This window comes from Pseudomonas sp. JY-Q, from assembly GCF_001655295.1.
In the GTDB taxonomy this organism is placed as follows: Bacteria; Pseudomonadota; Gammaproteobacteria; order Pseudomonadales; family Pseudomonadaceae; genus Aquipseudomonas; species Aquipseudomonas alloputida.
Genome location: NZ_CP011525.1, coordinates 75,416 through 101,910, shown reverse-complemented (window position 1 = coordinate 101,910; position 26,495 = coordinate 75,416). Strand labels below are relative to the sequence as shown.

Annotated in this window: 25 protein-coding genes; 11 read left to right on the top strand and 14 right to left on the bottom strand. The window is 62.2% G+C overall.

Annotated features, from left to right (window positions below):
* Positions 1 to 133: 133 nt before the first annotated feature.
* Positions 134 to 991 carry an SDR family oxidoreductase gene (locus tag AA098_RS00455; protein ID WP_019752798.1) on the bottom strand — a complete coding sequence of 286 codons (858 nt, stop codon included), beginning with the start codon at positions 989 to 991 and terminating at the stop codon, positions 134 to 136.
* A 189-nt stretch (positions 992 to 1,180) separates the two neighbouring features.
* Here AA098_RS00455 and exbB point away from each other — a divergent pair, with 189 nt between their 5' ends.
* The 6 genes from exbB to AA098_RS00425 all read left to right on the top strand — a co-directional run bounded on the left by exbB (position 1,181) and on the right by AA098_RS00425 (position 7,888).
* On the top strand, positions 1,181 to 2,143 hold the full coding sequence (gene exbB, locus AA098_RS00450) for a tonB-system energizer ExbB (RefSeq protein ID WP_064613729.1): 963 nt from the start codon (positions 1,181 to 1,183) through the stop codon (positions 2,141 to 2,143).
* Positions 2,144 to 2,146: 3 nt separating this feature from the next.
* Entirely contained in the window at positions 2,147 to 2,575 is a 429-nt protein-coding gene (gene exbD / locus AA098_RS00445; protein WP_003253367.1) for a TonB system transport protein ExbD, read from the top strand.
* Positions 2,572 to 3,303, top strand: a complete 732-nt coding sequence (locus AA098_RS00440) for an energy transducer TonB (RefSeq protein ID WP_003253366.1) — start codon at positions 2,572 to 2,574, stop codon at positions 3,301 to 3,303. The genes exbD and AA098_RS00440 overlap by 4 nt, the downstream gene beginning before the upstream one ends.
* A gap of 94 nt (positions 3,304 to 3,397) precedes the next feature.
* Positions 3,398 to 4,324: a hydrogen peroxide-inducible genes activator gene (locus tag AA098_RS00435; protein ID WP_003253362.1), complete on the top strand. Its 927-nt coding sequence runs from the start codon at positions 3,398 to 3,400 to the stop codon at positions 4,322 to 4,324.
* 3 nt (positions 4,325 to 4,327) lie between these two features.
* Positions 4,328 to 6,406: an ATP-dependent DNA helicase RecG gene (gene recG / locus AA098_RS00430; RefSeq protein WP_014861179.1), complete on the top strand. Its 2,079-nt coding sequence runs from the start codon at positions 4,328 to 4,330 to the stop codon at positions 6,404 to 6,406.
* Positions 6,407 to 6,484: 78 nt separating this feature from the next.
* The gene (locus AA098_RS00425) at positions 6,485 to 7,888 is read left to right on the top strand and encodes an aminoacyl-tRNA deacylase and HDOD domain-containing protein (RefSeq protein ID WP_003253359.1); all 1,404 of its coding nucleotides are present in this window, start codon (positions 6,485 to 6,487) and stop codon (positions 7,886 to 7,888) included.
* Between the two features lie 72 nt (positions 7,889 to 7,960).
* On the opposite strand, the gene AA098_RS00420 is transcribed toward AA098_RS00425, so the two are convergent.
* The 5 genes from AA098_RS00420 to AA098_RS00400 form a co-directional block, all read right to left on the bottom strand.
* A complete protein-coding gene (locus tag AA098_RS00420) occupies positions 7,961 to 8,335 on the bottom strand; it encodes a hypothetical protein (RefSeq protein WP_003253357.1) in 375 nt (124 codons plus the stop codon).
* A gap of 148 nt (positions 8,336 to 8,483) precedes the next feature.
* Positions 8,484 to 8,795 carry an HU family DNA-binding protein gene (locus AA098_RS00415; RefSeq protein ID WP_064615152.1) on the bottom strand — a complete coding sequence of 104 codons (312 nt, stop codon included), beginning with the start codon at positions 8,793 to 8,795 and terminating at the stop codon, positions 8,484 to 8,486.
* A complete protein-coding gene (locus tag AA098_RS00410; RefSeq protein ID WP_011911495.1) occupies positions 8,773 to 9,801 on the bottom strand; it encodes an IS30-like element ISPsp7 family transposase in 1,029 nt (342 codons plus the stop codon). The genes AA098_RS00415 and AA098_RS00410 overlap by 23 nt, the downstream gene beginning before the upstream one ends.
* Before the next feature lie 285 nt (positions 9,802 to 10,086).
* A complete protein-coding gene (locus AA098_RS00405; RefSeq protein ID WP_060544887.1) occupies positions 10,087 to 11,235 on the bottom strand; it encodes an NAD(P)/FAD-dependent oxidoreductase in 1,149 nt (382 codons plus the stop codon).
* Between the two features lie 16 nt (positions 11,236 to 11,251).
* Positions 11,252 to 11,419 (bottom strand): rubredoxin, encoded by a 168-nt coding sequence (locus tag AA098_RS00400; protein WP_003253349.1) that lies wholly within the window; start codon positions 11,417 to 11,419, stop codon positions 11,252 to 11,254.
* Positions 11,420 to 11,644: 225 nt separating this feature from the next.
* On the opposite strand from AA098_RS00400, the gene AA098_RS00395 reads away from it, so the two are divergent.
* Entirely contained in the window at positions 11,645 to 12,202 is a 558-nt protein-coding gene (locus AA098_RS00395; RefSeq protein WP_004575207.1) for a chorismate lyase, read from the top strand.
* Positions 12,202 to 13,092, top strand: coding sequence for a 4-hydroxybenzoate octaprenyltransferase (gene ubiA, locus AA098_RS00390; RefSeq protein WP_004575206.1), 891 nt, complete (start codon positions 12,202 to 12,204; stop codon positions 13,090 to 13,092). Before AA098_RS00395 ends, ubiA begins: the two co-directional genes overlap by 1 nt.
* Before the next feature lie 120 nt (positions 13,093 to 13,212).
* On the opposite strand, the gene AA098_RS00385 is transcribed toward ubiA, so the two are convergent.
* Positions 13,213 to 13,584: a hypothetical protein gene (locus AA098_RS00385; RefSeq protein WP_003253343.1), complete on the bottom strand. Its 372-nt coding sequence runs from the start codon at positions 13,582 to 13,584 to the stop codon at positions 13,213 to 13,215.
* A 172-nt stretch (positions 13,585 to 13,756) separates the two neighbouring features.
* Here AA098_RS00385 and phoB point away from each other — a divergent pair, with 172 nt between their 5' ends.
* The 3 genes from phoB (at position 13,757) to AA098_RS00370 (ending at position 17,316) form a co-directional block, all read left to right on the top strand.
* Positions 13,757 to 14,446, top strand: a complete 690-nt coding sequence (gene phoB, locus AA098_RS00380; protein ID WP_003253341.1) for a phosphate regulon transcriptional regulator PhoB — start codon at positions 13,757 to 13,759, stop codon at positions 14,444 to 14,446.
* Between the two features lie 48 nt (positions 14,447 to 14,494).
* The gene (gene phoR / locus AA098_RS00375) at positions 14,495 to 15,802 is read left to right on the top strand and encodes a phosphate regulon sensor histidine kinase PhoR (RefSeq protein WP_003253338.1); all 1,308 of its coding nucleotides are present in this window, start codon (positions 14,495 to 14,497) and stop codon (positions 15,800 to 15,802) included.
* A 173-nt stretch (positions 15,803 to 15,975) separates the two neighbouring features.
* On the top strand, positions 15,976 to 17,316 hold the full coding sequence (locus AA098_RS00370) for a hemolysin family protein (protein WP_003253336.1): 1,341 nt from the start codon (positions 15,976 to 15,978) through the stop codon (positions 17,314 to 17,316).
* Positions 17,317 to 17,328: 12 nt separating this feature from the next.
* On the opposite strand, the gene AA098_RS00365 is transcribed toward AA098_RS00370, so the two are convergent.
* The 7 genes from AA098_RS00365 to AA098_RS00335 all read right to left on the bottom strand — a co-directional run bounded on the left by AA098_RS00365 (position 17,329) and on the right by AA098_RS00335 (position 26,311).
* Positions 17,329 to 18,225: a peptidoglycan DD-metalloendopeptidase family protein gene (locus AA098_RS00365; RefSeq protein ID WP_003253334.1), complete on the bottom strand. Its 897-nt coding sequence runs from the start codon at positions 18,223 to 18,225 to the stop codon at positions 17,329 to 17,331.
* A 146-nt stretch (positions 18,226 to 18,371) separates the two neighbouring features.
* Positions 18,372 to 19,256: a response regulator gene (locus AA098_RS00360; RefSeq protein ID WP_054888370.1), complete on the bottom strand. Its 885-nt coding sequence runs from the start codon at positions 19,254 to 19,256 to the stop codon at positions 18,372 to 18,374.
* Between the two features lie 163 nt (positions 19,257 to 19,419).
* A complete protein-coding gene (gene phoU / locus AA098_RS00355) occupies positions 19,420 to 20,190 on the bottom strand; it encodes a phosphate signaling complex protein PhoU (protein ID WP_003253329.1) in 771 nt (256 codons plus the stop codon).
* A 101-nt stretch (positions 20,191 to 20,291) separates the two neighbouring features.
* The gene (gene pstB / locus AA098_RS00350; RefSeq protein WP_003253327.1) at positions 20,292 to 21,125 is read right to left on the bottom strand and encodes a phosphate ABC transporter ATP-binding protein PstB; all 834 of its coding nucleotides are present in this window, start codon (positions 21,123 to 21,125) and stop codon (positions 20,292 to 20,294) included.
* 72 nt (positions 21,126 to 21,197) lie between these two features.
* The gene (gene pstA, locus AA098_RS00345; RefSeq protein WP_173881456.1) at positions 21,198 to 22,814 is read right to left on the bottom strand and encodes a phosphate ABC transporter permease PstA; all 1,617 of its coding nucleotides are present in this window, start codon (positions 22,812 to 22,814) and stop codon (positions 21,198 to 21,200) included.
* A gap of 71 nt (positions 22,815 to 22,885) precedes the next feature.
* Positions 22,886 to 25,174 carry an ABC transporter permease subunit gene (locus tag AA098_RS00340; protein WP_003253322.1) on the bottom strand — a complete coding sequence of 763 codons (2,289 nt, stop codon included), beginning with the start codon at positions 25,172 to 25,174 and terminating at the stop codon, positions 22,886 to 22,888.
* 138 nt (positions 25,175 to 25,312) lie between these two features.
* Complete coding sequence (locus AA098_RS00335) at positions 25,313 to 26,311, bottom strand: phosphate ABC transporter substrate-binding protein PstS (protein WP_003253320.1); 999 nt, start codon at positions 26,309 to 26,311, stop codon at positions 25,313 to 25,315.
* Between the last annotated feature and the right edge of the window lie 184 nt (positions 26,312 to 26,495).

Below are 26,495 nucleotides of genomic sequence, written 5' to 3'. Positions count from 1 at the left end.
CGAAGAAGACACCGCGGTGGATGGCACGGGCTTCGCCCGTGTTCGCGGGCAAGCCCGCCCCCACAGGGATCGCGCCAGCTTTTAGAAATTGAGCAAGACAGTTGCTCCCACAAGGCATCGCGCCACTTGCCAGCTAGGCTTTTCCTGCCAGGATCGCGGCGTAGCCTTCCTTGTAGCTCGGATACTCAGGCGCCCAGCCCAGCGCCCGCGCCCGCGCATTGCTGCAGCGCTTGCTGCCAGTACGCCGCACCCGCTGCTCATCGGACCATTCGGTAACCCCCATGTACGCCCGTAGCCAGGCCACCACATCGGCCAGTGGCGCCGGGTCGTCATCAACGCCAATGTAGCAGTCGTCCAGAGCCTTGCCATCAGCATCGGCCTGCAGCAGAAACGCCAGCAGGCTGGCGGCATCTTCGGCATGAATGCGGTTGCCATACAGCGGCGGCTCCTCGGCAACGCGGTAACCCTGACGCACCTGGCTCAGCAACCACTCACGCCCTGGGCCATAGATACCGGTCAGGCGGACCACGCTCGCCGGGATGCCGCTGGCCAATGCCAACCGTTCAGCCTCCAGCATCACACGCCCGGAATAGCCCTCAGGCTCGGTGGCAGCGCCCTCCTCTATCCACTCGCCGCCTTTCTGCGCATACACACTGCTGCTTGAGATGAACAGCAGGCGACGCGGGCGCTGGCCACGCTCGGCCAACCAGGCCAACACATGGCGCAAACCATCGACATAGGCTGCTTGGTAACCCGCCTCATCGTGCTGGCTGGCCGCCACGCAGTACACCAGGTAGTCCAGCGGGCCCTGTGGCCAGGCCTGCGGTATCGACGGTTCGGCCAAATCTGCGGCAACCGGCTGAACCCCTGCGGGCAGCTGACCAACAGAACGGCGCAGGCCGCTCACCTGCCAGCCTTTAGCCAACATCTGCTTGGCCAGACGCCCACCCACATCACCACAACCCACCACCATCACGGAAAGGTCTGACATCTCTAAACTCCCTAGACCAATTGATCAGCCTGGCCACGCTACACGATGGGCGGCTAGACCATAGGCGAAAAAAGCTACAATATTACTTTTGTTAACAAGAATTACTTGCAATAATGGCCGCCAAATTGTTCTCGGCCTACATCGAGGCCTTGGAGAACGTTCACTTTTTCTTCATCAGGTCCGGCCAGCATGACACGTACTCAACCTTCCGCTTCGCCAACCCCGTCGCGCGCCTGGCGCGCCATCGCCGCGCTGACACTCAGCCTGGTGCTGGCCCCGGTGGCCATGGCCGATGAGCCAACCACCAACGCAGCCACACCTGCGGCTGCTACTGCCCCGGCCGCACCCGCTGCTGCCCCGGTCGATGCGCCGGCGCCTGGTGCCACTGCCACCAACCCGGCAGATGCAGACCCAAGCGTTCAAGCCCTGGTCGAAGACACCTCGCTGGGCATGGCCCATGACCTGTCCCCATGGGGCATGTACAAGAACGCCGACATCGTGGTGAAGATCGTCATGATCGGCCTGGCCATCGCCTCCATCATCACCTGGACCATCTGGATTGCCAAAGGCTTCGAGCTGATGGGCGCCAAGCGCCGCCTGCGGGGTGAAATCGCCCAGTTGAAGAAGTCCACCACCCTGAAGGAAGCCAGCGAAGTCTCCAACAAGGAAGGCACCCTGGCCCATACCCTGGTCCACGATGCCCTCGAAGAGATGCGCCTTTCGACTAACGCCCGCGAAAAAGAAGGCATCAAGGAGCGCGTCAGCTTCCGTCTGGAGCGCCTGGTGCATGCCAGCGGCCGTACCATGAGCAACGGCACCGGCGTCCTCGCAACCATCGGCTCCACCGCACCGTTCGTTGGCCTGTTCGGTACCGTATGGGGCATCATGAACAGCTTCATCGGCATCGCCAAGACCCAGACCACCAACCTGGCCGTCGTTGCCCCAGGTATCGCCGAAGCGCTGCTGGCCACGGCTCTGGGCCTGGTCGCGGCAATCCCGGCCGTGGTCATCTACAACGTCTTCGCCCGCTCCATTGCCGGTTACAAGGCGCAGGTGTCCGATGCCTCCGCTCAGGTACTGCTGCTGGTCAGCCGTGATCTGGACCACCAGGGTAGCGAGCGCGCCGCCCCGCACATGGTGAAAGTGGGGTAAGCCATGGGCCTGCATCTCAACGAAGGTGGCGACGACCTCGCCGAAAACCACGAAATCAACGTTACGCCGTTCATCGACGTGATGCTGGTGCTGCTGATCATCTTCATGGTCGCCGCCCCCTTGGCCACGGTCGACATCAAGGTCGACCTGCCGGCCTCAACCGCCAAACCGGCGCCAAGGCCAGAGAAACCGGTGTTCGTCAGCGTCAAGGCCGACCAGAAGCTGTATGTCGGCGACGATCAGGTTGCTGCACCCGACCAGCTTGGCCCGATGCTCGACGCCAAGACCAAGGGTGACAAGGAAACCACCATCTTCTTCCAGGCTGACAAAGGCGTGGATTACGGCGACCTGATGGAGGTGATGAACAACATGCGCGCGGCCGGCTACCTGAAAGTCGGTCTGGTAGGTCTCGAGACGGCAGCCAAGAAATGATGAAAACGCGCTCTAACATGGCGCGCTACGGTGGCAGCCTGGCGATCGTGCTGGGTGTGCACGTGGTCGCCGTGCTGCTGACGCTCAACTGGTCGGTACCACAGGCCATCGAACTGCCCCCGGCAGCGATGATGGTCGAACTGGCACCGTTGCCGGAGCCTGCGCCACCACCACCCCCAAAGGCAGCTCCGCAGCCACCGGCACCGGTCGAGGAACCACCGTTGCCGAAGCTGGCAGAAGCGCCCAAACCCAAGATCGCCATCCCCAAGCCGCCCAAGCCAAAGGCCAAGCCGCAGCCGCCCAAGCCCGAGAAAAAGCCTGAGCCGCCGAAGGAAGCACCACCCACCGAGCAAACGGTGGACGCACCGCCCAGCAACACGCCACCGCAGAAGTCCGCGGCACCGGCACCGAGCATTGCGTCCAACAGCAACGCCCTGCCAACCTGGCAGAGCGACCTGCTGCGCCACCTTGCCAAGTACAAGCGTTACCCGGAAGACGCGCGCCGTCGTGGCCTGCAAGGCATGAACCGCCTGCGCTTCGTGGTCGACGCCGAAGGCAAGGTCGTGTCGTACTCCATGGCCGGTGGCTCGGGCAGTGCCGCACTGGACCGGGCGACCCTGGAAATGATCCGTCGGGCCGGCACGGTACCCAAGCCGCCACCCGAGTTGCTGAACAATGGCACGATTGAAGTCGTGGCACCGTTCGTCTACTCACTGGACCGCCGCTAAGACTTTTGTTTCTGTCACAATTCGGCAAGTCTGATAACGTGCGTCTATCAATTGCAGCCGCTATGCTGGGCTCGCAACTTCATGGACGCACGTTATGACCCTCACAGAATTACGCTACATCGTCACACTCGCCCAGGAACAGCACTTCGGCCATGCCGCCGAGCGCTGTCACGTGAGCCAACCCACCCTGTCGGTCGGTGTGAAGAAGCTCGAGGACGAGCTTGGCGTTCTGATCTTCGAGCGCAGCAAAAGCGCAGTACGTCTGACCCCGGTCGGCGAAAACATCGTCGCCCAAGCGCAGAAGGTACTGGAGCAGGCCCAAGGCATTCGCGAGCTGGCCCAGGCCGGCAAAAATCAGCTGACCGCTCCGCTCAAGGTCGGCGCTATCTACACCGTCGGCCCCTACCTGTTCCCGCACCTGATCCCGCAGCTGCACCGCGTAGCGCCGCAAATGCCGCTGTACATCGAAGAAAACTTCACCCACGTACTGCGCGAAAAGCTGCGCAACGGCGAACTGGACGCGGTGATCATCGCCCTGCCGTTCAACGAAGCCGACGTGCTGACGCTACCGCTATACGACGAACCGTTCTGCGCCCTGATGCCTGCCGACCACCCATGGACGGCGAAGAAGACCATCGACACCGCCATGCTCAACGACAAGAGCCTGCTGCTGCTTGGTGAGGGCCACTGCTTCCGTGACCAGGTACTGGAAGCCTGCCCTACCCTGAACAAGGGGGGTGAAGGCTCACGGCACACCACGGTTGAGTCCAGCTCGCTGGAAACCATCCGTCACATGGTGGCTTCCGGCCTTGGCGTATCGATCTTGCCGCTGTCGGCAGTGCACAGCCATCACTATGCCCCCGGCGTCATCGAAGTGCGCCCGCTGACGGCACCGGCACCGTTCCGCACGGTCGCCATCGCCTGGCGCGCCAGCTTCCCGCGGCCAAAGGCCATCGAGATCCTCGCCGATTCGATCCGCCTGTGCTCGGTCGCCAAAAACCCTGCGGAACAACCGGCCTGAGTCATGAGTGAGCTGTCGAAGGTCCCGGTCACAGTACTGAAAGGCGTGGGCGAGGCTATGGCGGAGAAACTTGCCAAGGTCGGCCTGGAAAACCTGCAGGACGTGTTGTTCCACCTGCCCCTGCGCTACCAGGACCGTACGCGCGTGGTGCCAATCGGCCAACTGCGTCCCGGCCAGGACGCGGTTATCGAGGGCGTGGTCAGTGGTGCCGATGTGACCATGGGCAAGCGCCGCAGCCTGGTGGTGCGCCTGGGCGACGGGAGCGGTGTGCTGACATTGCGCTTCTACCACTTCAGCAACGCGCAGAAGGAGGGCCTGAAGCGGGGCACCCACCTGCGCTGCTACGGAGAAGCCCGCCCCGGCGCTTCGGGCTTGGAAATCTACCACCCGGAGTACCGTGCGCTGAACGGCAACGAGCCACCACCACCGGTGGAGCAGACCCTGACGCCGATCTACCCGTCCACCGAAGGCCTTACCCAGCAACGCCTGCGCCTGTTGTGCCAGCAGAGCCTTGCGCTGCTTGGCCCGCGTAGCCTGCCCGACTGGCTGCCTGACGAACTTGCCCGGGACTACCAGCTGGCACCCTTGGACGAAGCCATCCGCTACCTGCACAACCCGCCGGCCGACGCTGACCTCGACGAGCTCGCCGAAGGCCAGCACTGGGCTCAACACCGCCTGGCCTTCGAAGAGTTGCTGACCCATCAGCTGTCGCAGCAACGCCTGCGCGAAAGCCTGCGCAGCCTGCGTGCGCCGGTACTGCCCAAGGCCACGCGCCTGCAGGCGCAATACCTGGCTAACCTGGGCTTCCAGCCGACCGGCGCGCAGCAGCGGGTAGCCAACGAAATTGCCTACGACCTTAGCCAACACGAACCGATGATGCGCCTGGTGCAGGGCGACGTGGGTGCCGGCAAGACCGTGGTCGCTGCACTGGCGGCGCTGCAGGCGCTGGAGGCTGGCTACCAGGTGGCATTGATGGCACCCACCGAGATCCTCGCCGAGCAGCACTACATTACCTTCAAGCGCTGGCTGGAACCGCTGGGCATCGAAGTCGCCTGGCTAGCCGGCAAACTCAAGGGCAAGGCCCGGGCTGCTTCCCTGGAGCAGATCGCCAACGGTGCACCCATGGTGGTCGGCACCCACGCGCTGTTCCAGGAAGAGGTAAGGTTCAAGCACCTGGCCCTTGCGATCATCGACGAACAGCACCGGTTCGGCGTGCAGCAGCGCCTGGCCCTGCGCAAGAAGGGCGTGGCCGGCGAACTGTGCCCGCACCAGTTGATCATGACCGCCACACCTATTCCGCGCACGCTGGCCATGAGCGCCTACGCCGACCTGGACACCTCGGTGCTCGACGAATTGCCGCCAGGCCGTACGCCGGTGAACACCGTGCTGGTGGCCGACAGCCGCCGCTTCGAAGTGGTCGAGCGGGTACGCGCCGCCTGCGCCGAGGGGCGCCAGGCCTATTGGGTATGCACGCTGATCGAAGAGTCCGAAGAACTCACCTGCCAGGCCGCCGAAAGCACCTACGAGGAGCTTGGCAGCGCGCTAGGCGAGCTGAGGGTGGGGTTGATCCACGGGCGCATGAAACCGGCGGAAAAAGCCGAGATCATGGCCGAGTTCAAGGCTGGCAACCTGCAGCTTCTGGTCGCGACCACGGTCATCGAGGTGGGCGTGGACGTGCCCAACGCCAGCCTGATGATCATCGAGAACCCCGAGCGCCTGGGCCTTGCACAGTTGCACCAGCTGCGCGGCCGGGTAGGCCGAGGCAGTGCCGTGAGCCATTGCGTGCTGCTGTACCACCCGCCGCTGTCGCAGATCGGCCGCGAGCGCTTGGGGATCATGCGCGAGACCAACGACGGCTTCATCATCGCCGAAAAAGACCTTGAACTGCGGGGCCCGGGTGAGATGCTCGGCACCCGCCAGACCGGTCTGCTGCAGTTCAAGGTCGCCGACCTGATGCGCGACGCCGACCTGCTGCCGGCCGTGCGCGACGCGGCCCAGGCCTTGGTATCACGCTGGCCGGAACACGTCAGCCCGCTGCTGGACCGCTGGCTGCGCCACGGCCAACAATATGGCCAAGTGTGACGCCAGTCCCAGAATGGATCCAGATTTGCTCGCAGGCTGGTTATACTTCGCGTTTAAAAGAAACAGTGGATACGGACCATGACTGAAGTTGCCCTGGACACCGCAACCCCACACGCCCCCTCCGTCATCAGGCTGCTGCTCGACAAGCTCGGCGTGCCCTACCGCCAGGTGGTCGAACACTCGCACCTGCCTGCGGCTTCGCGGGTGCAGGCTGTCCTTCTCGACGACGAGGTCGGCGCCCTCATGGTGCTGTTCCCGCAGAGCCACCTGCTGGACCTCAACCGCCTGGCCGAGCTGACCGGGCGCAAGCTGACCGCGGTGTCGGTGCCGCGCCTGAAGCAGATGCTCGACAAGCACCACCTCAAGGCCCTGCCGGGCATCCCGGCGCTGACCAGCTCGCCATGTCAGTACGAAAAGAGCCTGCTCGACGCCGAAACTGTCTTTATCCAGTCAGGCGAAGCCGGCCTGTTGCTGGAAATCGAACGCGCACACTTCAAGCGCATGCTGGCCAAGGCCAGCGCCAGCAGCTTTGGCCAGCAAGTCGAAGCGATCAGCCCCAATCTCGACCGCCCCGATGACGACACCCGGGAAATCACCGATGCGGTCCAGGCCTTCACTGCCCGACGCATTCAGAAACGCCTGGAAGAAACCATCGAAATTCCACCGCTCGCCGACACCGCGCAGAAGATCATCAAGCTGCGGGTAGATCCCAACGCCAGCATCGACGACATCACCGGCGTAGTCGAAACCGACCCGGCGCTGGCGGCACAGGTGGTGAGCTGGGCTGCATCGCCCTACTATGGATCACCGGGCAAGATCCGCTCGGTAGAAGACGCCATCGTGCGTGTGCTGGGTTTCGACCTGGTGATCAACCTGGCCTTGGGCCTGGCGCTGGGCAAGACCTTGAGCCTGCCCAAAGACCACCCGCAGCAGGCCACGCCCTACTGGCAACAATCGATCTACACCGCCGCGATCATCGAAGGCCTGACCCGCGCCATGCCGCGCGCAGAACGCCCCGAGGCCGGGCTGACTTACCTAGCCGGGCTACTGCACAACTTTGGCTACCTGCTGCTGGCGCACGTGTTCCCACCGCATTTTTCGCTGATTTGCCGCCACCTTGAGGTCAACCCGCATTTGAACCACACCTATGTGGAACAACACTTGCTGGGCATCAGCCGCGAACAGATCGGTGCCTGGCTGATGAAGCTGTGGGACATGCCAGAAGAGCTGTCGACTGCCTTGCGCTTTCAGCACGATCCAGCCTACGACGGCGAATATTTCGCGTTCCCCAACTTGGTGTGCCTGGCCACCCGCCTGCTGCGCTCGCGAGGTATAGGCTCAGGGCCGCAGGAAGAGATTCCTGACGAGCTGTTGGAACGCCTGAGCATTACCCGGGACAAGGCTGAGGATGTGGTGAACAAGGTGCTCGAAGCCGAGAACCTGTTGCGTGAGCTGGCTTCGCAGTTCCACACACCGCATTAAGCATTAGCACATAGCCTGTGGGAGCGGGCACGCCCGCTCCCACAGGTGAAGCGTCAGCATCCCCGTCGGGTTTCAGCCTTTCTTCTTAGGTTTCAGGTATTTCATCAACCCTTGGAACCACATCACCAGCGCCGGATTGCCCTTGATCTGGATGTGCTTTTCCTGAATCCCCTGCATGAACGCCAGCTGCTTGTTACCCGCCTGCATGGTGGCGAAGCCATAAGCGGCGTCCCTGAAGGCAATGGCGAACGCCGGCTGTGGGTGCGCGCCGCCCTTGCTGCTGATGCGTTCGTTGTGGACGATGAAGTGTCGGGCGACCTTGCCGTCCAGGGTCTGCATCTGGAACACCAAGTCCTTGCCCTTGAGCTGCTGCTGGAATGCGGGGTTATTACGGCTGGCCCTGGCCATCAACAGCCCCATGGCCCAGAGAAGAAAGCGGAACTTCATCAACGCGCCTCGAATGAAAAGTGACTAAGGCGCGCAGTTTATCCTTTTCCAGAACTATTTATGCAAGTTCGAAACATTTTGCCTGCAGAAAGCACAACGGGCGCCTTGGGGCGCCCGCTTGGCCGACACTGGGGTTGTCAGGGAGCGATCACTTGCCTTTCTTGGCTGGTTTGGCGGGGGCGTTAACGCTGTCGCGCAGGTTCTTGCCAGGCTTGAAGGCCACGGTATTGCTGGCCTTGATCTTGACCGGTTCCCCAGTTTGCGGGTTCTTGCCGGTACGCGCGCCGCGATGACGTTTTTCGAAGGTGCCGAAACCGACCAAGGTCACGGTGTCCTTGTCCAGGGCACCGGTAATGCTGTCGAGAATCGCGTTCAAAACCTGATTGGCCTTTTCCTTGGTCAGATCAGGGCGGTTGCAGGAGCTGAGTGCAACACGGTTATTGAATTGAAACCGGAGCATCATGCCGCATTGCCATGGCATTTTGCATGACCTCTCCCATCACCTCGATGGGGCATTTGAAGTCGAAGCGCTTGCGCGGTCGCATGTTCAGTTGCAGCGCAATGGCGTCCAGCTCCTCCTGGCTATGTACCGACAGGTCTGTGCCCTTGGGCAAGTACTGGCGAATCAGGCCGTTGATGTTTTCGTTGCTGCCGCGCTGCCAGGGGCTGTGCGGGTCGCAGAAGTAGATCGCCACGCCGGTTCTTTGGGTGATCTCGGCGTGTCGCGCCATCTCCCGGCCCTGGTCGTAAGTCATGCTCTTGCGCATCTCCAGCGGCATGCTATTGAGCGCGGCGCTGAAGCCTTCCAGCGCCGAAGTCGCCGTTGCGTCGTTCATCTTCACCAACATCAGGTAGCCACTGGTGCGTTCCACCAGCGTACCGACGGACGAGGCGTTGGCCTTACCCTTGATGAGGTCGCCTTCCCAATGCCCCGGCATCAGCCTGTCTTCAATCTCCGGCGGGCGCACATGAATACTGACCATCTCGGGGATCTGGCCGCGCCGATCCACGCCACCAGAGCGCGGCCGGCGCGTCGTCTTGCCTTGGCGCAGACAGATGATCAGCTCCTTACGCAGCTCACCCACTGGCAGGGCATAGATCGCGTTGTAGATCGTCTCGCGACAGACGTAGGCATCTCGCAGGTTGGGTATGTTCATGCTGCGCAGCTTGCCGGCAATCTGCTCGGGAGACAAACGCTCACGCAGCATATGGGTCACCAGTTCGAAGCGCTCGCTACCCGGCAACAGTTTTCGCATCGGTCGACAAACCTGGCGGCGGGCCTGCATTTGCTGCTGAGCCAGACGGGCCGAGTAGCCACCGCAAGCACCTCGGTTACGGCGCAGCTCACGGCTGATGGTCGAAGGGGATCGGTTGATCAAGCAGGCAATCCTGCGCAGGCTGAAGCCTTGGGTACGACCGATTTGAATGGTGGCGCGCTCTTCAACGCTGAGTTCGGTATAAGACATAGGGGCAGCACCGTACCGGAAAGGTCAGGTGTTGCACTCAGTTTTTGCCGCCGCCCAGCCTTATCGGCGATGACGGCGGCGAGTTCTGGTTTGCGCATAGTGAAGCCTCTTTGACGGAATTCTTGTTGTTATGCCGTGCTGCCTCTGGGAGCAGCGCTCAAGGCACCGCAGGCTCTAATCTGCGGCAGACGGGAGTGAGAATGGCACGAGCTCAGGGGCCGCGCCAGTATCTGGGCGGCCATTGTGCAGGCAACAACAGGATAAATCCGACAGAACAGCCGCTATTTACGCCATAACCGCTGGTAACTGACGATTCAGCGCCAGCTTCTCCATCACCGCCGCTCCGGTCAGGGCGTAGCCCAGCAACTTGCCGTCGGCATCAAGGCAGAGCACCTTGAGGTCACTGCCCTGCCCCTCTACCTGCCAGGTGCCTTCGCAACCCTGTGGCGCTGGCGAGACGACCAGCGGACAGGCCGGGGTTTTAACGGTGATAGGCATCGGCCCGTAGGAAACTGCCGTCGGCTTGCCGGCCAGGGTTTGCGCCAGCGCCCGGGCACAGCTCATCAGCGGCATCACGTACAGCAGGTTGATGCCATCGACTTCGGCACAGTCGCCAAGGGCGAAGATGTTGGCGTGTGATGTACGTAGCTCGCGGTCTACGCTTACACCTCGATTGGTCTGCAGCCCAGCTGCGGCAGCCAGGTCGGTACGTGGGCGCAGGCCGATGGCCGAAACCACCAGGTCGCAGGCAATCACGCTGCCATCCGACAGGTGCGCCTCCAGGCCTTGGGTCACCTGCTGCAGGCGGGTCAGCACCGGCCCCAAGTGAAAGCGTACTCCCAGCCCCTCCAGCCCACCCTGTACAGCCGCCGCAGCGGCCGGGTGCAGCAGGGTCGGCATGACCTGTTCACACGGCGCCACAACGTCGACCTTGAAACCACCCAGGCTCATGTCGTTTGCGAATTCGCAGCCGATCAGGCCGGCGCCGAGGATCAGGACACGCTGCTTGCCCGCGGCGGCAGCACGGAAGCGCGCGTAGTCCTCCAGATCGTTGATCGGGAATACCAGATGGCCGCCATCACCCTCGATCGGCACTTGCACGGTCTGCGCCCCCCAGGCCAGCACCAGATCGCGGTATTCCACGGCTTCTTCGCCGATCCACAGCCGCTTGTGGCCCGGGTCGATGCCGCTGATGCGGGTATGGGTGCGGACCTCGGCGTTCAATTGCTCGGCCATGGCACCCGCCTCAGCCATGCACAGGCCGTCGGCGTCCTTCTGCTTGGCAAAGCCCATGGACAGCATCGGCTTGGAGTACGAACGACCATCGTCGGCGGTGATCAGCAACAGCGGCGTCTGCGTATCGAGCTTGCGAAATTCACGGGCCAGGTTGTAGCCCGCAAGGCCGGTACCGATGATTACCACAGGGGACGTCATGTCGTGCTTTCCTCGATTAACCGATGGAGATCATTTCAAAGTCGCTTTTGCCGACGCCACAGTCGGGGCACAGCCAATCCTCAGGCACATCCTCCCAACGGGTGCCGGGGGCGATGCCGTCGTCGGGCCAGCCTTCGGCTTCGTCGTAGATCAGGCCACAGACAATACATTGCCACTTTTTCATCAGGTCTATTTCCTCGGTTCAGGCTGGGGCTTGTGTTGCGGCTGATGGCCTCTTGGCGGGCAAGCCCGCGCCTACAGTGACCGCGCAGGCCGGGCGGGCTTGCCCGCGAATGGGGCCAGCGCGCAATGCGTGGGGGCTTTGTAGCGGCCCTGCCGGCAGTATGCAAGCAGTTGGGGCAATCATGCTAAGCTCGCCGCCTCTCTGGCTGTAACAAAGCATACCGACGTGTCGTACGAATCCCCGCAAGCAGCCGCTGTCGCGTGGCTGCCGTATTCACAGCTGGCGACCGACATCGACCAGCCCACCCTTGACTGGCTGTTCGACGAGGGCTCGCTGACCCGCCGCCTGACCCGTCTGTCCATCGATCACTTTTCCGTCACCCCGCTGTTCGAGGGCTGGCAGCTGCTGCGCGATGACGAATGCCAAGCGCTGGGCATCGCTGCTGGCGCCGAAGGCTGGGTGCGCGAAGTGTACCTGCGCGGCCATGGCCAACCTTGGGTGTTCGCCCGCAGCGTGGCCAGCCGTAGCGCACTGGAACGTGGTGGCCTGGACCTGGAATCCTTGGGCAGCCGCTCGCTGGGCGAGCTGCTGTTCTGCGACCAGGCGTTCATCCGTCATCCGCTCGAAGTGTGTACTTACCCACAGGCATGGCTGCCGTCCGAAGCTGCACATGCGGCGCTTTGGGGCCGCCGCTCGCGCTTCGAGCGCAACGGTCTGGACCTGCTGGTGGCAGAAGTGTTTCTGCCGGCATTGTGGCAAGCGGCCAAGGAGGAAAACCGCTGATGTACCTGCAACTGCTCAAGTCGCTCAACCGCCTGCACCCACGGGCCTGGGACTTCGTCCAGCTCAGCCGTATGGACCGGCCGATAGGCATCTACCTGCTGTTGTGGCCGACCCTGTCGGCAGTGTGGATTGCCGGCAATGGGTCACCCACCCTGGCCAATGTGCTCATCTTCGGCCTTGGTGTGGTGCTGATGCGCGCCGCCGGCTGCTGCATCAACGACTTTGCCGACCGCAAGGTTGACGGCCACGTCAAGCGGACCGCCGACCGCCCCCTGGCCAGTGGCCGGGTGCGGCCACGCGAGGCGCTGACACTGTTCGCGATTCTGGTCGGGGTAAGTTTCCTGCTGGTGCTGTGCACCAACAGCCGCACCGTCTGGCTGTCGTTCGGGGCGGTGGCCTTGGCGTTCTGCTACCCGTTCATGAAGCGCTACACCTACTACCCGCAGGTGGTGCTGGGGGCGGCGTATTCGTGGGGCATTCCCATGGCTTTCACAGCCGCTGGCGGTGAATTGCCGGCCGGCGCCTGGCTGCTGTATATCGCCAACCTGCTGTGGACGGTGGGTTATGACACCTATTACGCCATGGTCGACCGCGATGACGACCTGAAAATTGGTGTGAAATCCACTGCGATCCTGTTCGGCGACGCTGATCGCAGCATCATCCTGACCCTGCAGTTGCTGTCGCTGGGCTGCCTGTTGCTGGCCGGTAGCCGCTTCGACCTGGGTGGCTGGTTCCACCTTGGGTTGCTGGGGGCGGCGGCGTGCTTTGCCTGGGAATACTGGTCAACACGCAAGCTGGACCGGGAATCGTGCTTCAAGGCGTTTCTGCACAACCACTGGGCGGGGATGCTGGTGTTTATCGGGGTGGTGCTGGATTACGCGTTGCGCTGAGTAGTTTGGGGCTGCTGCGCAGCCCATCGCGACACAAGGCCGCACACATTGATCGGCGTACGTCGAACCATGTAGGAGCGGCCTTGTGTCGCGATGGGCCGCACAGCGGCCCCGGCTGTCTCAAGGCTTGGCAACGTGCCAGACGTCTTTCATGCCGTCACCGGTCATGTCACCGGCCTTCTTGTCCTTGATGAAGGTATACAGCGGCTTGCCGTCGTAAGCCCACTGCATCGACCCGTCGTCACGCTCTACATGGGTCCATTTATCCTTCGGTGCTTCGTCTTCTTTCTTGACCATCAACGGTGGCCAGTTCTTGGCGCACTCGCCATTGCACATCGACTTGCCACCCGCATCCTTGTCAAAGGTGTACAGGGTCATGCCGGCATCATCGACCCACTTGCCATCCTTCTCCATGGCATGGTGGGCCAACGCCACCCCCGGGAGCGCCAACGCAGTGAAAAGGGCCATCCAGCTCAGCGTATGTCGTGTCATTGGATTCACCATTGTTTCGGGGGAAATGGGTTCGGGTTGCCATTAAAGCGGCCCTCTGTAGCCTAGTTCAGTCATGGAATGTCGCCAGAACGGCCAACACCCTGTCACACAGCTGCAATAATTCCGTTATCTAATGCGGGCCAAGACACCGAATCCAGGAGAGGTTTTGAGCATGGTAGGCAGGAACATTCTGATCGTCGACGACGAAGCACCCATTCGCGAGATGATCGCCGTTGCCCTGGAAATGGCCGGCTATGACTGCCTGGAAGCGGAAAACTCCCAACAGGCCCACGCGATCATCGTCGACCGCAAACCGGACCTGATCCTGCTCGACTGGATGCTGCCGGGCACCTCCGGCATCGAGCTGGCCCGCCGCCTGAAGCGCGACGAACTGACCGGCGATATCCCGATCATCATGCTCACCGCCAAGGGTGAAGAGGACAACAAGATCCAGGGCCTGGAAGTGGGCGCCGACGACTACATCACCAAGCCGTTCTCGCCGCGTGAACTGGTAGCGCGACTGAAAGCCGTGCTGCGCCGCACGGGTCCGAGCGACAGCGAGGCGCCGATCGAGGTCGGCGGCCTGCTGCTTGACCCGATCAGCCACCGTGTGACCATCGACGGCAAGCCGGCCGAGATGGGCCCTACCGAATACCGCCTGCTGCAGTTTTTCATGACCCACCAGGAGCGCGCCTACACCCGAGGCCAATTGCTGGACCAGGTGTGGGGCGGCAACGTCTACGTCGAGGAACGTACCGTCGACGTGCACATCCGTCGCCTGCGCAAGGCGCTGGGTGAAGCTTACGAGAATCTGGTACAAACCGTCCGGGGCACTGGCTACCGCTTCTCGACCAAGAGCTGATCGAGCTCTGGAGCGCCAAGCTGCACATCGTTGTACAAGGATCGTCAATTGAACCAGAACTGGCATGCAACCCTGATTCGCCATCTGCTGTTGCTGATTACCGTCTGCCTGATCGGCGGGCTGGTCAGCGGCTACTATGGCTGGAGCCTGGCCATTGGCCTGGCGCTCTATCTGGGCTGGACCCTCAAGCAACTGCTGCGCTTGCACGACTGGCTGCGCAATCACCAACCGGACGAAGCACCGCCCGATGGCTACGGCCTGTGGGGCGAGGTATTCGATAGCATCTACCACCTGCAACGCCGCGACCAGCGCGTACGGGGCCGCCTGCAGGCAGTGATCGACCGGGTGCAGGAGTCCACTGCTGCGCTGCGTGACGCGGTGATCATGCTCGACAGCGACGGCAACCTGGAATGGTGGAACCGCGCCGCCGAGACCCTCCTTGGCTTCAAGACCCCACAGGACGGCGGCCAGCAAGTGACCAATCTGGTGCGCCATCCGCTCTTCAAAGAGTACTTCGAGGCAGAAAACTACCTCGAACCGCTGGAAATCCCTTCGCCAATCAATGACCGCATGCGTGTGCAGTTGCACATCACCCGCTACGGCAACAATGAACACCTGATGCTGGTGCGCGATGTCACCCGTATTCACCAGCTGGAACAGATGCGCAAGGACTTCGTCGCCAACGTGTCTCACGAGCTGCGCACGCCGCTGACGGTAATCACCGGCTACCTGGAAACCCTGCTGGACAACGTCGAGGACGTGAACCCGCGGTGGAGCCGCGCCTTGCAGCAAATGAGCCAGCAAGGCTCGCGCATGCAAACCCTGCTCAACGATTTGTTGCTACTGGCCAAACTGGAAGCCACCGATTACCCATCGGACAACCAGCCGGTGGCGGTCGATGCCCTGCTCGCCGCCATCAAGAACGACGCCCAGGCCCTGTCCGGGCCGCGCAACCAGCGCATCAGCCTGGAAGCTGCGCCTGGCGTCAAGCTGAAGGGCAGCGAGTCGGAATTGCGCAGTGCCTTTTCCAATCTGGTGTTCAATGCAGTCAAGTACACCCAGGACGAAGGCAGCATCCGCATCCGCTGGTGGGCCGATGCCCAGGGCGCACACCTGTCGGTGCAGGACTCGGGGGTGGGCATCGATGCCAAGCATTTGCCACGCCTGACCGAGCGCTTCTACCGCGTAGACTCCAGCCGTGCATCGAATACCGGCGGTACCGGGCTGGGGCTCGCAATCGTCAAGCATGTGCTGATGCGCCACCGGGGCAAGCTGGAAATCAGCAGTGTACCGGGGCATGGCAGCACCTTTACCTGTCACTTTGCGCCAGCACAATTGGCCAACGAAAAGGCTTGAGATTGAGGCTGCTGCGCGGGCCTTGGCGGGCATGCCTGCTCCCACAGGGACTGCAATGAGTCCGCTGCCCTTTGCTTTTACGGCCCCAGCCGCTACATTGGATCCCCTGTGCCAGCAAAAGCTGGCACTTTTTTTCTCTCTATCTCAAAGACGGACCCCGTAAAAACTCCATCATGGACCCTTCCTCTGGTATTAGCCTCACCTCGTTATTCGCCGACTTCGGCATGATCATCTTTGCCTTCCTGCTGGTGCTGCTCAACGGCTTCTTCGTTGCTGCGGAGTTCGCCATGGTCAAGCTGCGCGCTACACGCGTAGAGGCCATCGCCGAAAAGCACGGCTGGCGTGGCAACATCCTGCGCAAGGTTCACAACCAGCTCGACGCCTACCTGTCGGCCTGCCAATTGGGCATCACCCTCGCCTCGCTGGGCCTGGGCTGGGTGGGTGAGCCCGCCTTCGCCCACCTGCTGGAACCATTGCTGGCCTATTTCGGCGTGGACAGCGCCGAGCTGGTCAAGGCGATCTCGTTCTTCGTCGCCTTCTTCGTCATCTCGTACCTGCACATCGTGGTCGGCGAGCTGGCCCCCAAGTCCTGGGCTATCCGTAAGCCAGAGCTGCTGTCGCTGTGGACCGCCGTGCCGCTTTACCTGTTCTACTGGGCGATGTACCCGGCCATCTACCTGCTCAATGCCAGCGCCAATACCATCCTGCGTATTGCCGGCCAGGGCGAGCCTGGCCCGCACCACGAGCACCACTACAGCCGCGAAGAACTTAAGCTGATCCTGCACTCCAGCCGTGGCCAGGACCCAAGCGACCAAGGCATGCGCGTGCTGGCCTCGGCCGTGGAAATGGGCGAGCTGGAAGTGGTCGACTGGGCCAACTCGCGTGAGGACATGATCAGCATCGACGCCCATGCGCCTCTGAAGCAGATCCTGGCCCTGGTGCGCCGCCACAAGTTCAGCCGCTACCCGGTGTACGACGCCGAGCGCGAAGAATTCACCGGCCTGCTGCACATCAAGGACCTGCTGCTGGAGCTGGCTGAGCTGGAGCACTTGCCAGAGACCATCGACCTGGAGGACCTTGCCCGGCCACTCGAACGCGTGTCGCGGCACATGCCGCTGGCCCAGTTGCTGGAGCAGTTCCGTAAGGGCGGCGCGCACTTCGTGCTGGTAGAGGAAGCCGATGGCAAGGTGATCGGCTACCTGACCATGGAAGACGTGCTGGAAGTGCTGGTGGGCGACATCCAGGACGAGCACCGCAAGACCGAGCGTGGCATTCTCGCCTACCAGCCGGGCAAGTTGCTGGTGCGCGGCGACACCCCACTGTTCAAGGTCGAACGCCTGCTGGGTATCGACCTTGACCACATCGAGGCCGAAACCCTGGCCGGGTTGATCTACGAGACGCTCAAGCGCGTGCCGGAAGAAGAGGAAGTGCTGGAAGTCGAAGGGCTGCGCATCATCATCAAGAAGATGAAAGGGCCCAAGATCGTACTGGCCAAGGTGCTGAAGCTGGATTGATGGCCCAATCGGTCAGGGGTTGCCGGCAGTGAAATCCGGCATCCCGCTGATCGGCCTGTCGAAGCGGTAAGGTATCGACTCCAGCGCCAACCCCACATTGCGCTGCACCACAAAATGCAGGTGCGGCCCAGTGCTGTTGCCGGTATTGCCCGACTTGGCCAGCATCTGGCCCTGCCGTACCCGTTGCCCCTCCGCCACCATCACCGAACCACGCATCAGGTGAAGGTAGACGCCCATGGTGCCGTCCGGGTGCAAAATCCTGACAAAGTTACCCGAGGGGTTGGGGCCGCGCCCGCTCTGGCTGTTCTGCGTCTTCACCACCACCCCTTCCCGCGCCGCGATGATGGGGGTGCCTTCGGGCATGGCGATATCCATGGCGTAGCGCCCTCGGGGCCCAAAATGACTGACACGGCCATTGGGGCCCTGAGTGACGCGGAACGGCCCGCCAATCCACGGGAACGCATAGCGGAAACCTAGCGGCCGTTTGCCCGGATCACCCATGGCCTGCAGCAGGGTCGAACGGTAGTTCAGCAGCAGCCCGGGCCGCCCCCTGAGCACACTGAGCATCTGCGTGGTGCGCGGCGGCAGCAGCCGGCGCACGATACGCGGTGCATCACCGCCTTGTGCGTTGACCAGGTTGTCCAGCCGCAACTCTACCTCTACCGGCACATGCAGCTCGTTTCGTGCCGAAAAGCTCACGCCACCGTCGAAGGTTTTCGCGTTCAGCAGTACCTGGCCTTCGAGCGTTTCGACCATGGGTTCGAGCAACACCAAGGGCTTGGCGCCGGGGCCAGGGCGGTCGGAATAGGAGACGACACCGGAATCGTCAGTGATCTTGTAGAGCGTCACGCCCTGGCTCGACGCCGAGGCCATGAGCAATGCACAGAACAGCAGCAGGCGCGCGGGCATGATAGTGGCTTTTTGACAGTTATGATCTGTCGAAGCCTAGCAGCGGGTTTTACGGTAGGTATTGCAGTTGGTCGGATGGGGCAACTCGGGCTTGGGCAGGAGCACCCGTGTGCTGCTCCTGCCCAAAGCATGACCCGGGGCCGGGGTCAGGCACCGGGGGTGAAGTGCTTCTGCGCAGTGCCGCGGGCAATCAACCGAGACAGGTAGTCGAGCTTCTGGGCATCCTGGTCGACAAACTTGAACGTCAACTGCAACCAGTCGCTGTCAGGTTTTGGCTCCAGCGCCGCCACCGCATGCAGGTAGCCGTTCAGGCGAGCAACTTCGGCACTTTCGCCCTGCTCCAGGTCCAGCACCGCACCTTCCAGCACCTGTGGCAGCACTTCGCTGCGGCGTATCACCAGCAGTGCCTCTTTCAGGCTCAACGCCTTGATCACGCATGGCTGCATGCCACTGGCCAGGCGCAGCTGGCCCTGGCCACGGCCGCTCGGCGCGGGGGCAGCAGGTGCGGGTGCGGCGACCAAAGGCTTGGCCGGTACCGGCGCCGCAACCTTGACCGCTTCGGGCTTGCCCGCAGTCAGCGCGTTCAACGAATCGTTGGCAAACGCCGGGTTGGCTCGCGCCGGGCCGGTGGCCATCAGGCTGTCGAGCTTACCGATCTTGGTCAGGGCTTTTTTTACCTTGGTCAGCAGTTGCTCGTTGGTGAACGGCTTGCCTACAAAATCGGAAACGCCCGCCTGGATCGCCTGAATGACGTTTTCCTTGTCGCCACGGCTGGTCACCATGATGAACTGCAGGTTCTTCAGTGCAGGCTGCTGACGGCACCAGGTCAGCAGTTCCAGGCCTGACATTTCCGGCATTTCCCAGTCGCAGAGGACCAGATCGAACGCTTCCTTGCCGAGCATGGCCATGGCCTTGCGACCGTTGACCGCGTCGTCGATGGCCATACCCGGGAAGGCGTTGCGCAGACACTTGCGGACCAGATCACGGATAAACGGGGCGTCATCCACGACCAGCACATTCACTTTACTCATCGATACTCCTTATGAATCCCGACTAGCCTACTGCCAAATGATGGCCATTTGCTACAACCTGGTCACGCCGGGACTTCTTCACATCGTTCGCGGGTGCCTGCCGGCTCTCGACCGCAAACGAAAACGCCCGGCCAAGGCCGGGCGTCGATGCTCGGGAGCAACCTTACTTATCGTCAGATTCACCCGGAACATTAGCCTTTTCGCCGTTGGCGACAGCAGTGCCCTGCACTTCTGCCGTCATGCGCTTGAGGCCCATGTGGCGCACGTCGGTACCGCGCACCAGGTAGATCACCAGTTCGGAGATGTTGCGCGCATGGTCGCCAATACGCTCCAGCGAGCGCAGCACCCAGATCACGCTCAGCACCCGCGAGATAGAGCGCGGGTCTTCCATCATGTAGGTCACCAGCTCACGCAGCGCGGTCTTGTATTCGCGGTCGATGGTCTTGTCGTACTGGGCCACCGACAGCGCCAGGTCGGCGTCGAAGCGGGCAAAGGCGTCCAGCGCATCCCGGACCATGTTGCGCACCTGGTCGCCAATGTGGCGCACCTCGACATAACCACGCGGCGACTCGCCCTCTTCGCACAGCTGGATGGCGCGGCGGGCGATCTTGGTCGACTCGTCACCGATGCGTTCCAGGTCGATCACCGACTTGGAAATGCTGATGATCAGGCGCAGGTCCGAGGCCGCTGGCTGACGGCGGGCGAGGATGCGCAAGCACTCCTCGTCGATGTTGCGCTCCATCTGGTTGATCTGCTCGTCAACCTCGCGCACCTGCTGGGCCAGACCAGAGTCGGCTTCGATCAGCGCGGTAACCGCGTCGTTGACCTGCTTTTCCACCAGCCCGCCCATGGCCAGCAGGTGGCTGCGCACCTCTTCCAGCTCGGCGTTGAACTGCTGGGAAATGTGATGGGTAAGGCTTTCTTTGTTGATCATCGTTTTGTCCTTTGGTAGCGCGGCCCTGTAGGAGCGGGTTCACCCGCGAACACCGGCAACGCCGGTGCCAGACACCGAGGTGCCTGTTTCGCGAGCGGCGCTTAGCCGTAGCGACCGGTGATGTAGTCTTCGGTCTGCTTCTTCGCCGGGTTGGTGAACAGGGTATCGGTATCCCCGAATTCGACCAGTTTGCCCATGTACATGAACGCGGTGTAATCCGAAACACGCGCCGCTTGCTGCATGTTGTGGGTCACGATGACGATGGTGTACTTGGATTTCAATTCATAGATCAGTTCTTCGACCTTCAAGGTCGAGATCGGGTCCAGCGCCGAGCACGGTTCGTCAAGCAGCAGCACCTCCGGCTCCACGGCAATGGTGCGGGCGATGACCAGACGCTGCTGCTGGCCACCGGACAGGCCCAGCGCCGACTCGTGCAGACGGTCCTTGACCTCGTCCCACAAGGCCGCACCCTTCAACGCCCACTCGACGGCCTCATCAAGCACGCGCTTCTTGTTGATGCCCTGGATGCGCAGGCCGTAGACCACGTTCTCGTAGATGGTCTTGGGGAACGGGTTCGGCTTCTGGAACACCATGCCCACACGCCGGCGCAGTTCGGCAACGTCTTCGCCCTTGCGGTAGATGTTGTTGCCGTACAGGTTGATGGCACCTTCCACACGGCAACCGTCAACCAGGTCGTTCATCCGGTTGAAGGTGCGCAGCAGGGTCGACTTGCCGCAGCCGGATGGGCCGATGAAGGCGGTCACACGCTGCTTCGGGATGTTCATCTGCACGTCGAACAGCGCTTGCTTGTCGCCATAGAACAGGCTCAGGCCCGGCACTTCGATGGCCACGGTTTCTTCAGCCATTCGCAGGCTTTGCTTGTTGCGGCCCAGGGCAGACATGTCGATGCCATGGGTGTGGGAATCTTGCTGCATGGTCAACTCCATACGCTATCAAGTCGTTTCAAAGGGCCGCCCGGCTTACGGGCGACACGCTTGCAATCAGGGTCAGCCGTCCAGCGCCTTGTACTTCTCGCGCAGGTGGTTGCGAATCCACACGGCAGAGAGGTTGAGGGTCGCGATCACCAGCACCAGCAGCAGCGCAGTGGCATAAACCAGCGGCCGCGCAGCTTCGACGTTCGGGCTCTGGAAGCCGACGTCATAGATGTGGAAGCCCAGGTGCATGATCTTCTGGTCCAGGTGCAGGTACGGGTAGTTACCATCCACCGGCAGCGACGGCGCCAGCTTCACCACACCTACCAGCATCAGCGGCGCCACTTCGCCGGCGGCACGGGCCACGGCGAGGATCATGCCAGTCATCATGGCCGGGCTGGCCATGGGCAGGACGATTTTCCACAGGGTCTCGGCCTTGGTTGCGCCCAACGCCAGCGAGCCCTCACGCACGGTGCGCGGAATTCGCGCCAGGCCTTCTTCGGTGGCCACGATCACCACCGGTACCGCCAGCAATGCCAGGGTCAGCGATGCCCACAGCAGGCCCGGGGTACCCAGGGTCGGCGCGGGCAACGCTTCGGGGAAGAACAGGCGGTCGATCGAGCCGCCCAGCACATAGACGAAGAAGCCCAGACCGAACACACCGTAGACGATCGCAGGAACACCGGCCAGGTTGTTCACCGCAATACGGATAAGCCGGGTGACCGGGCCCTGCCTGGCGTATTCACGCAAGTACACGGCAGCCAGCACGCCAAACGGGGTAACGATCACGGCCATGATCAGGGTCATCATCACGGTACCGAAGATGGCCGGGAAGATACCGCCCTCGGTGTTGGCTTCACGCGGGTCGTCGCTGAGGAACTCCCAGACCTTGCCGAAGTAGGTGCCCAGCTTGGTAAACGCCGACATGCCGTTCGGCTGAACGGCATGCACCACCTTGCTCAGGTTGATTTCCACTTCACGGCCGTTGCCATCCCGGGCCACCAGGCTGTCGCGGGAGAAAGCCTGGTGCAGGCCGGTCAGGCGTTCTTCGATAGCCTTGTAGCGGCTGTTCAGTTCGGCACGGTCGGCGTCCATGTCGGCCTGGGCGGCGGCGTCCAGCTTGCCGTCCAGCTCCAGCTTGCGCGCTTGCAGGCGCAGGCGCTCAAGGCCATGGTTGATGGCACCAATGTCCTTCTTCTCCAGCTGCTGCAGCTCGCTGTTGAGCTGGTTGGCACGCTTGAGGCGGGCCTGCAGTTCGTTCCAGGCAGCGGGGCCTTCGGCAACCACACGGCCCTGTTCCTTGACGCTGACCAGGTAGCCATAGAAGTTGCCCCACTCGCGGCGCTCAAGGGCCATCAGGTCAGCCGGACGCTGTTCGTCGACCAGCCAGTCGCCGACCACCCAGGTAAAGTCGCTGCCGTTGAGGTCGCGGTTACCCACCTTGATCAGCTCCCGGGTCATGAACTCCGGGCCCTGGTCCGGTACCGGCAGGCCAGCACCCTTCAGACGAGCTCGGGGTACTTCCTCCTTCTGCACCACTTCGCCAATGACAACGTGATCGGCCTGGCCCGGCACCTTGTAGGTGGCCTGGACAAGATCGGCTGGCCAGAAGTGGCCCAGGCCGCGCACGGCGATCACCGCCAGCAGGCCGACGGTCATGATCACGGCCATGGCCACCGCGCCGCCGCTCATCCAGACGCCTGGGGCGCCGCTCTTGAACCAGCCTTTGAGGGAATCCTTTTTCACGGATCGCTACCTTTCTATCAAAGCGACGAGTATTTCTTGCGCAGACGCTGGCGAATCAGCTCGGCCAAGGTGTTCATGATGAAGGTGAACATCAGCAGCACCAGGGCGGCCAGGAACAGCACGCGATAGTGGCTGCCACCGACTTCCGACTCCGGCATTTCCACGGCCACGTTGGCGGCCAGGGTGCGCATGCCCTCGAACAGGTTCATCTCCATCACCGGTGTGTTGCCGGTGGCCATCAGCACGATCATGGTCTCGCCGACCGCACGGCCCAAGCCGATCATCAACGCCGAGAAGATGCCCGGGCTGGCGGTGAGGATGACCACGCGAGTCAGGGTCTGCCAAGGCGTCGCGCCCAGTGCCAGCGAGCCCAGGGTCAGACTGCGCGGCACACTGAACACGGCATCTTCGGCAATCGAGTAGATGTTCGGGATGACCGCGAAGCCCATGGCGATACCGACTACCAGGGCGTTGCGCTGGTCGTAGGTGATGCCTAAATCGTTGGTGATCCACAGGCGCATGTCGCCGCCGAAGAACCAGCTTTCCAGGTGCGGGCTCATGGTCAGGGCGAACCAGCCGGTGAACAGGATGACCGGAATCAGGATCGCCGCTTCCCAACCATCCGGTACACGCAGGCGGATCGACTCCGGCAGCCGGCTCCAGAAGAAGCCGGCCAGCAGGATACCGATCGGCATCAGCAAGAACAGGCTGAACACACCGGGCAGGTGGCCTTCCAGGTACGGGGCCAGGAACAGGCCGGCGAAGAAGCCGAGGATCACCGTCGGCATCGCTTCCATCAGCTCGATCACCGGCTTGACCTTGCGGCGCATGCGCGGGGCCATGAAGTAGGCGGTGTAGATGGCTGCGGCAATGGCCAGCGGGGCGGCCAGGATCATGGCGTAGAACGCGGCCTTCAGGGTTCCGAAGGTCAGCGGCGACAGGCTCAGTTTGGGCTCGAAGTCAGTGTTCGACGCGGTCGATTGCCAGACGTACTTCGGCTCGTCGTAGTTCTCGTACCACACCTTGCCCCACAGCGCGCTGAACGAAACTTCCGGGTGCGGGTTGCGCAGGCTAAACGGCAACAATTTGCCGCCTTCTTCGATGATGATGCGGTTGGCGCGTGGCGACAGGGCCAGCGTGCCAGGGCCTTCGGCAGCCGGCTCTACCAGCAGGGTTCGGTGTGCAGTGCTGTGGAACACGCCCAGTTTGCCTTCGGCGTCCAGGGCGATGAAGCCCTTGCGGCGCTCTTCGGCGTCGATCTGCACGATCGGCGCCTTGCCCATCTGGAAGGTACGGATCTGCTTGAAGCGCGATTCGCCATCCGGGTCGCGGGCCATGAACCACTGGGCCAGCCCGCCCTTGGAGTCACCGATGATCAGCGAAATGCCGCCAACCAGCTGGGCCGTGGCAGTAATTTCGGTGTCGGCGCTATCAGACAACTTGTAACGGCCGTTGAGGCTCTTGTCGCGCAGGCTGAACACGTCGGCCGTGGCGCGGCCGTTGATCACGTACAGCCAGTGCTGGCGTGGGTCGATGAAGATATTCTTCACCGTCTCGGTCATTTGCGGCAGTTCGATGCGGTTCTGCTCGGTGGTGACCTCTTCGGTCATCATGTTTTCCGTGCGCGTCAGCTCGACCACCTGCAGCTGAGCACCGGTAGAGCCGGCCAGCAGCAGGGTGTCACCATTGACGTTGACGCTGACGTGGTCCAGCGCACGCCCCTGCTCGTCGAGCACGAACGATTGCTCGCCGTACGGATAGTCGATGCCAGGGGTGATGGTTTTCTTGTTGTCCGGGTAGGTGATCTTGTAGGTGTGGTGGAACACCAGGGCCTGACCATTGGACAAGCCCAGAACCACCAGCGCGCTGCCCGGCTGGTCAGTACTGATGGACGTGACCTGGGTGTCCGCCGGCACTGCCAGATCGACACGCTTGAGTTCGTTACCGGTCTTGGTATCGAAGAACAAAGCCTGGCCCTTGTCCGAAACACGCATCCCCACCTGATTCTGCTCTTCAAGCGCGATCATCAGTGGCTTACCGGCATCCTGCTGCAGCCATGTCGGCTCCAGGGCTTTCTTGCTGGTCAGCTCGGCGCCCTGGAACAGTGGCAACACCACATAAGCCAGGTAGAAGAAGATCAACGTGATTGCCGCCAATACGGCAAGCCCGCCTACCAGCACATACCAGCGGGTCAGGCGGTCCTTGAGCGCGCGCATGCGGCGCTTGCGTTGCAACTCGGGCGTATTGAAATCAATGCGCACGGGCTGGGAGTTTTGGGTCATGTTGGAATTGGCCAGATCATTCATGCGCACACCCTAGCGGTCCCGTGTGACAAAAACATTACAAAGTGGTGACGCGCGAAAGCCCGCCGCACAGGGGACCTGGCTTCGGACTGGAAATTCGTGGAAGAGGCCGGGCTGTGGCACCGGCCTCCTCTTAATTACTTACTTCTTTGCAACGTTACCGGCGTGCGACAGGCCCAGGTCAGCCAGGGTCTTGTCGACGATTTTGGCCGGCAGCGGGATGTAGCCATCCTTCACCACCACCTGCTGGCCCGCTTGCGACAGCACCAGCTTGACGAACTCGGCTTCCAGCGGGGCCAGAGGCTTGTTCGGCGCCTTGTTGACGTAGACGTACAGGAAGCGCGACAGCGGGTAGGTGCCGTTCAGGGCGTTGGCTTCATTGTCTTCAATAAACTCACCGCCGTCTTTCTTGGCCAGGGCTACGGTCTTCACGCTGGCGGTCTTGTAACCGATGCCCGAGTAGCCGATGCCGTTCAGCGAGGAGCTGATCGACTGCACGACCGAAGCCGAGCCAGGCTGTTCGTTGACGTTAGGCTTGAAGTCGCCTTTGCACAGGGCTTCTTCCTTGAAGTAGCCGTAGGTGCCCGATACCGAGTTGCGGCCGAACAGCTGGATTGGCTTGTTGGCCAGGTCGCCGGTCACACCGACGTCGCCCCAGGTCTTGATCTCGGCCTTGCCACCGCACAGGCGAGTGGAAGAGAAGATGGCGTCAACCTGAGCCATGGTCAGGCCCTTGATTGGGTTGTCCTTGTGCACGAACACTGCCAGAGCGTCGACGGCGACTGGGATGGCGGTCGGCTTGTAGCCGTACTTCTGCTCGAAGGCTTGCAGCTCGACGTCCTTCATCTTGCGGCTCATCGGGCCGAGGTTGGCGGTGCCTTCGGTCAGCGCGGGTGGCGCGGTAGAGGAGCCGGCAGCCTGGATCTGGATGTTTACGTTCGGATATTCCTTCTTGTAGGCCTCGGCCCACAGAGTCATGAGGTTCGCGAGGGTGTCGGAACCAACGCTGGAGAGGTTGCCCGAAACACCCGTGGTCTTGGTGTAGGTCGGGATCGCAGGATCGACAGCGGCTACCGCGTTGGCGGTTGCAACGCCAGCGGCGGCAAAGGTAAGGGCCGCCATCAAACGCTTCAGTTTCATGCCTTGCTCCTAGCAGGAATATTGGGGTGTTGGATGGAACGGGCCCAAGTATCGGCAGGCCGCATGAACACGATATGACTTCATTATGACAATTGGATGAAAGGCCATCACTGAAAGCAGGTGTGGCCTCTTCGCGGCTAAAGCCGCTCCTACAGGTTCGGTGTCGGCCTTGAGGCCTGTGCAA

Coding starts and splice junctions, on each gene's coding strand:
- AA098_RS00420 (WP_003253357.1), bottom strand. CDS start 8,335: ATGAAGTTCCGCTTTCTTCTCTGGGCCATGGGGCTGTTGATGGCCAGG.
- AA098_RS00435 (WP_003253362.1), top strand. CDS start 3,398: ATGACCCTCACAGAATTACGCTACATCGTCACACTCGCCCAGGAACAG.
- AA098_RS00415 (WP_064615152.1), bottom strand. CDS start 8,795: ATGCTCCGGTTTCAATTCAATAACCGTGTTGCACTCAGCTCCTGCAAC.
- exbD (WP_003253367.1), top strand. CDS start 2,147: ATGGGCCTGCATCTCAACGAAGGTGGCGACGACCTCGCCGAAAACCAC.
- AA098_RS00335 (WP_003253320.1), bottom strand. CDS start 26,311: ATGAAACTGAAGCGTTTGATGGCGGCCCTTACCTTTGCCGCCGCTGGC.
- AA098_RS00370 (WP_003253336.1), top strand. CDS start 15,976: ATGGACCCTTCCTCTGGTATTAGCCTCACCTCGTTATTCGCCGACTTC.
- recG (WP_014861179.1), top strand. CDS start 4,328: ATGAGTGAGCTGTCGAAGGTCCCGGTCACAGTACTGAAAGGCGTGGGC.
- AA098_RS00455 (WP_019752798.1), bottom strand. CDS start 991: ATGTCAGACCTTTCCGTGATGGTGGTGGGTTGTGGTGATGTGGGTGGG.
- pstA (WP_173881456.1), bottom strand. CDS start 22,814: ATGAGCGGCGGCGCGGTGGCCATGGCCGTGATCATGACCGTCGGCCTG.
- AA098_RS00410 (WP_011911495.1), bottom strand. CDS start 9,801: ATGTCTTATACCGAACTCAGCGTTGAAGAGCGCGCCACCATTCAAATC.
- AA098_RS00425 (WP_003253359.1), top strand. CDS start 6,485: ATGACTGAAGTTGCCCTGGACACCGCAACCCCACACGCCCCCTCCGTC.
- AA098_RS00340 (WP_003253322.1), bottom strand. CDS start 25,174: ATGAATGATCTGGCCAATTCCAACATGACCCAAAACTCCCAGCCCGTG.
- exbB (WP_064613729.1), top strand. CDS start 1,181: ATGACACGTACTCAACCTTCCGCTTCGCCAACCCCGTCGCGCGCCTGG.
- AA098_RS00365 (WP_003253334.1), bottom strand. CDS start 18,225: ATGCCCGCGCGCCTGCTGCTGTTCTGTGCATTGCTCATGGCCTCGGCG.
- AA098_RS00440 (WP_003253366.1), top strand. CDS start 2,572: ATGATGAAAACGCGCTCTAACATGGCGCGCTACGGTGGCAGCCTGGCG.
- AA098_RS00385 (WP_003253343.1), bottom strand. CDS start 13,584: ATGACACGACATACGCTGAGCTGGATGGCCCTTTTCACTGCGTTGGCG.
- AA098_RS00400 (WP_003253349.1), bottom strand. CDS start 11,419: ATGAAAAAGTGGCAATGTATTGTCTGTGGCCTGATCTACGACGAAGCC.
- phoB (WP_003253341.1), top strand. CDS start 13,757: ATGGTAGGCAGGAACATTCTGATCGTCGACGACGAAGCACCCATTCGC.
- AA098_RS00360 (WP_054888370.1), bottom strand. CDS start 19,256: ATGAGTAAAGTGAATGTGCTGGTCGTGGATGACGCCCCGTTTATCCGT.
- ubiA (WP_004575206.1), top strand. CDS start 12,202: ATGTACCTGCAACTGCTCAAGTCGCTCAACCGCCTGCACCCACGGGCC.
- AA098_RS00405 (WP_060544887.1), bottom strand. CDS start 11,235: ATGACGTCCCCTGTGGTAATCATCGGTACCGGCCTTGCGGGCTACAAC.
- pstB (WP_003253327.1), bottom strand. CDS start 21,125: ATGCAGCAAGATTCCCACACCCATGGCATCGACATGTCTGCCCTGGGC.
- phoU (WP_003253329.1), bottom strand. CDS start 20,190: ATGATCAACAAAGAAAGCCTTACCCATCACATTTCCCAGCAGTTCAAC.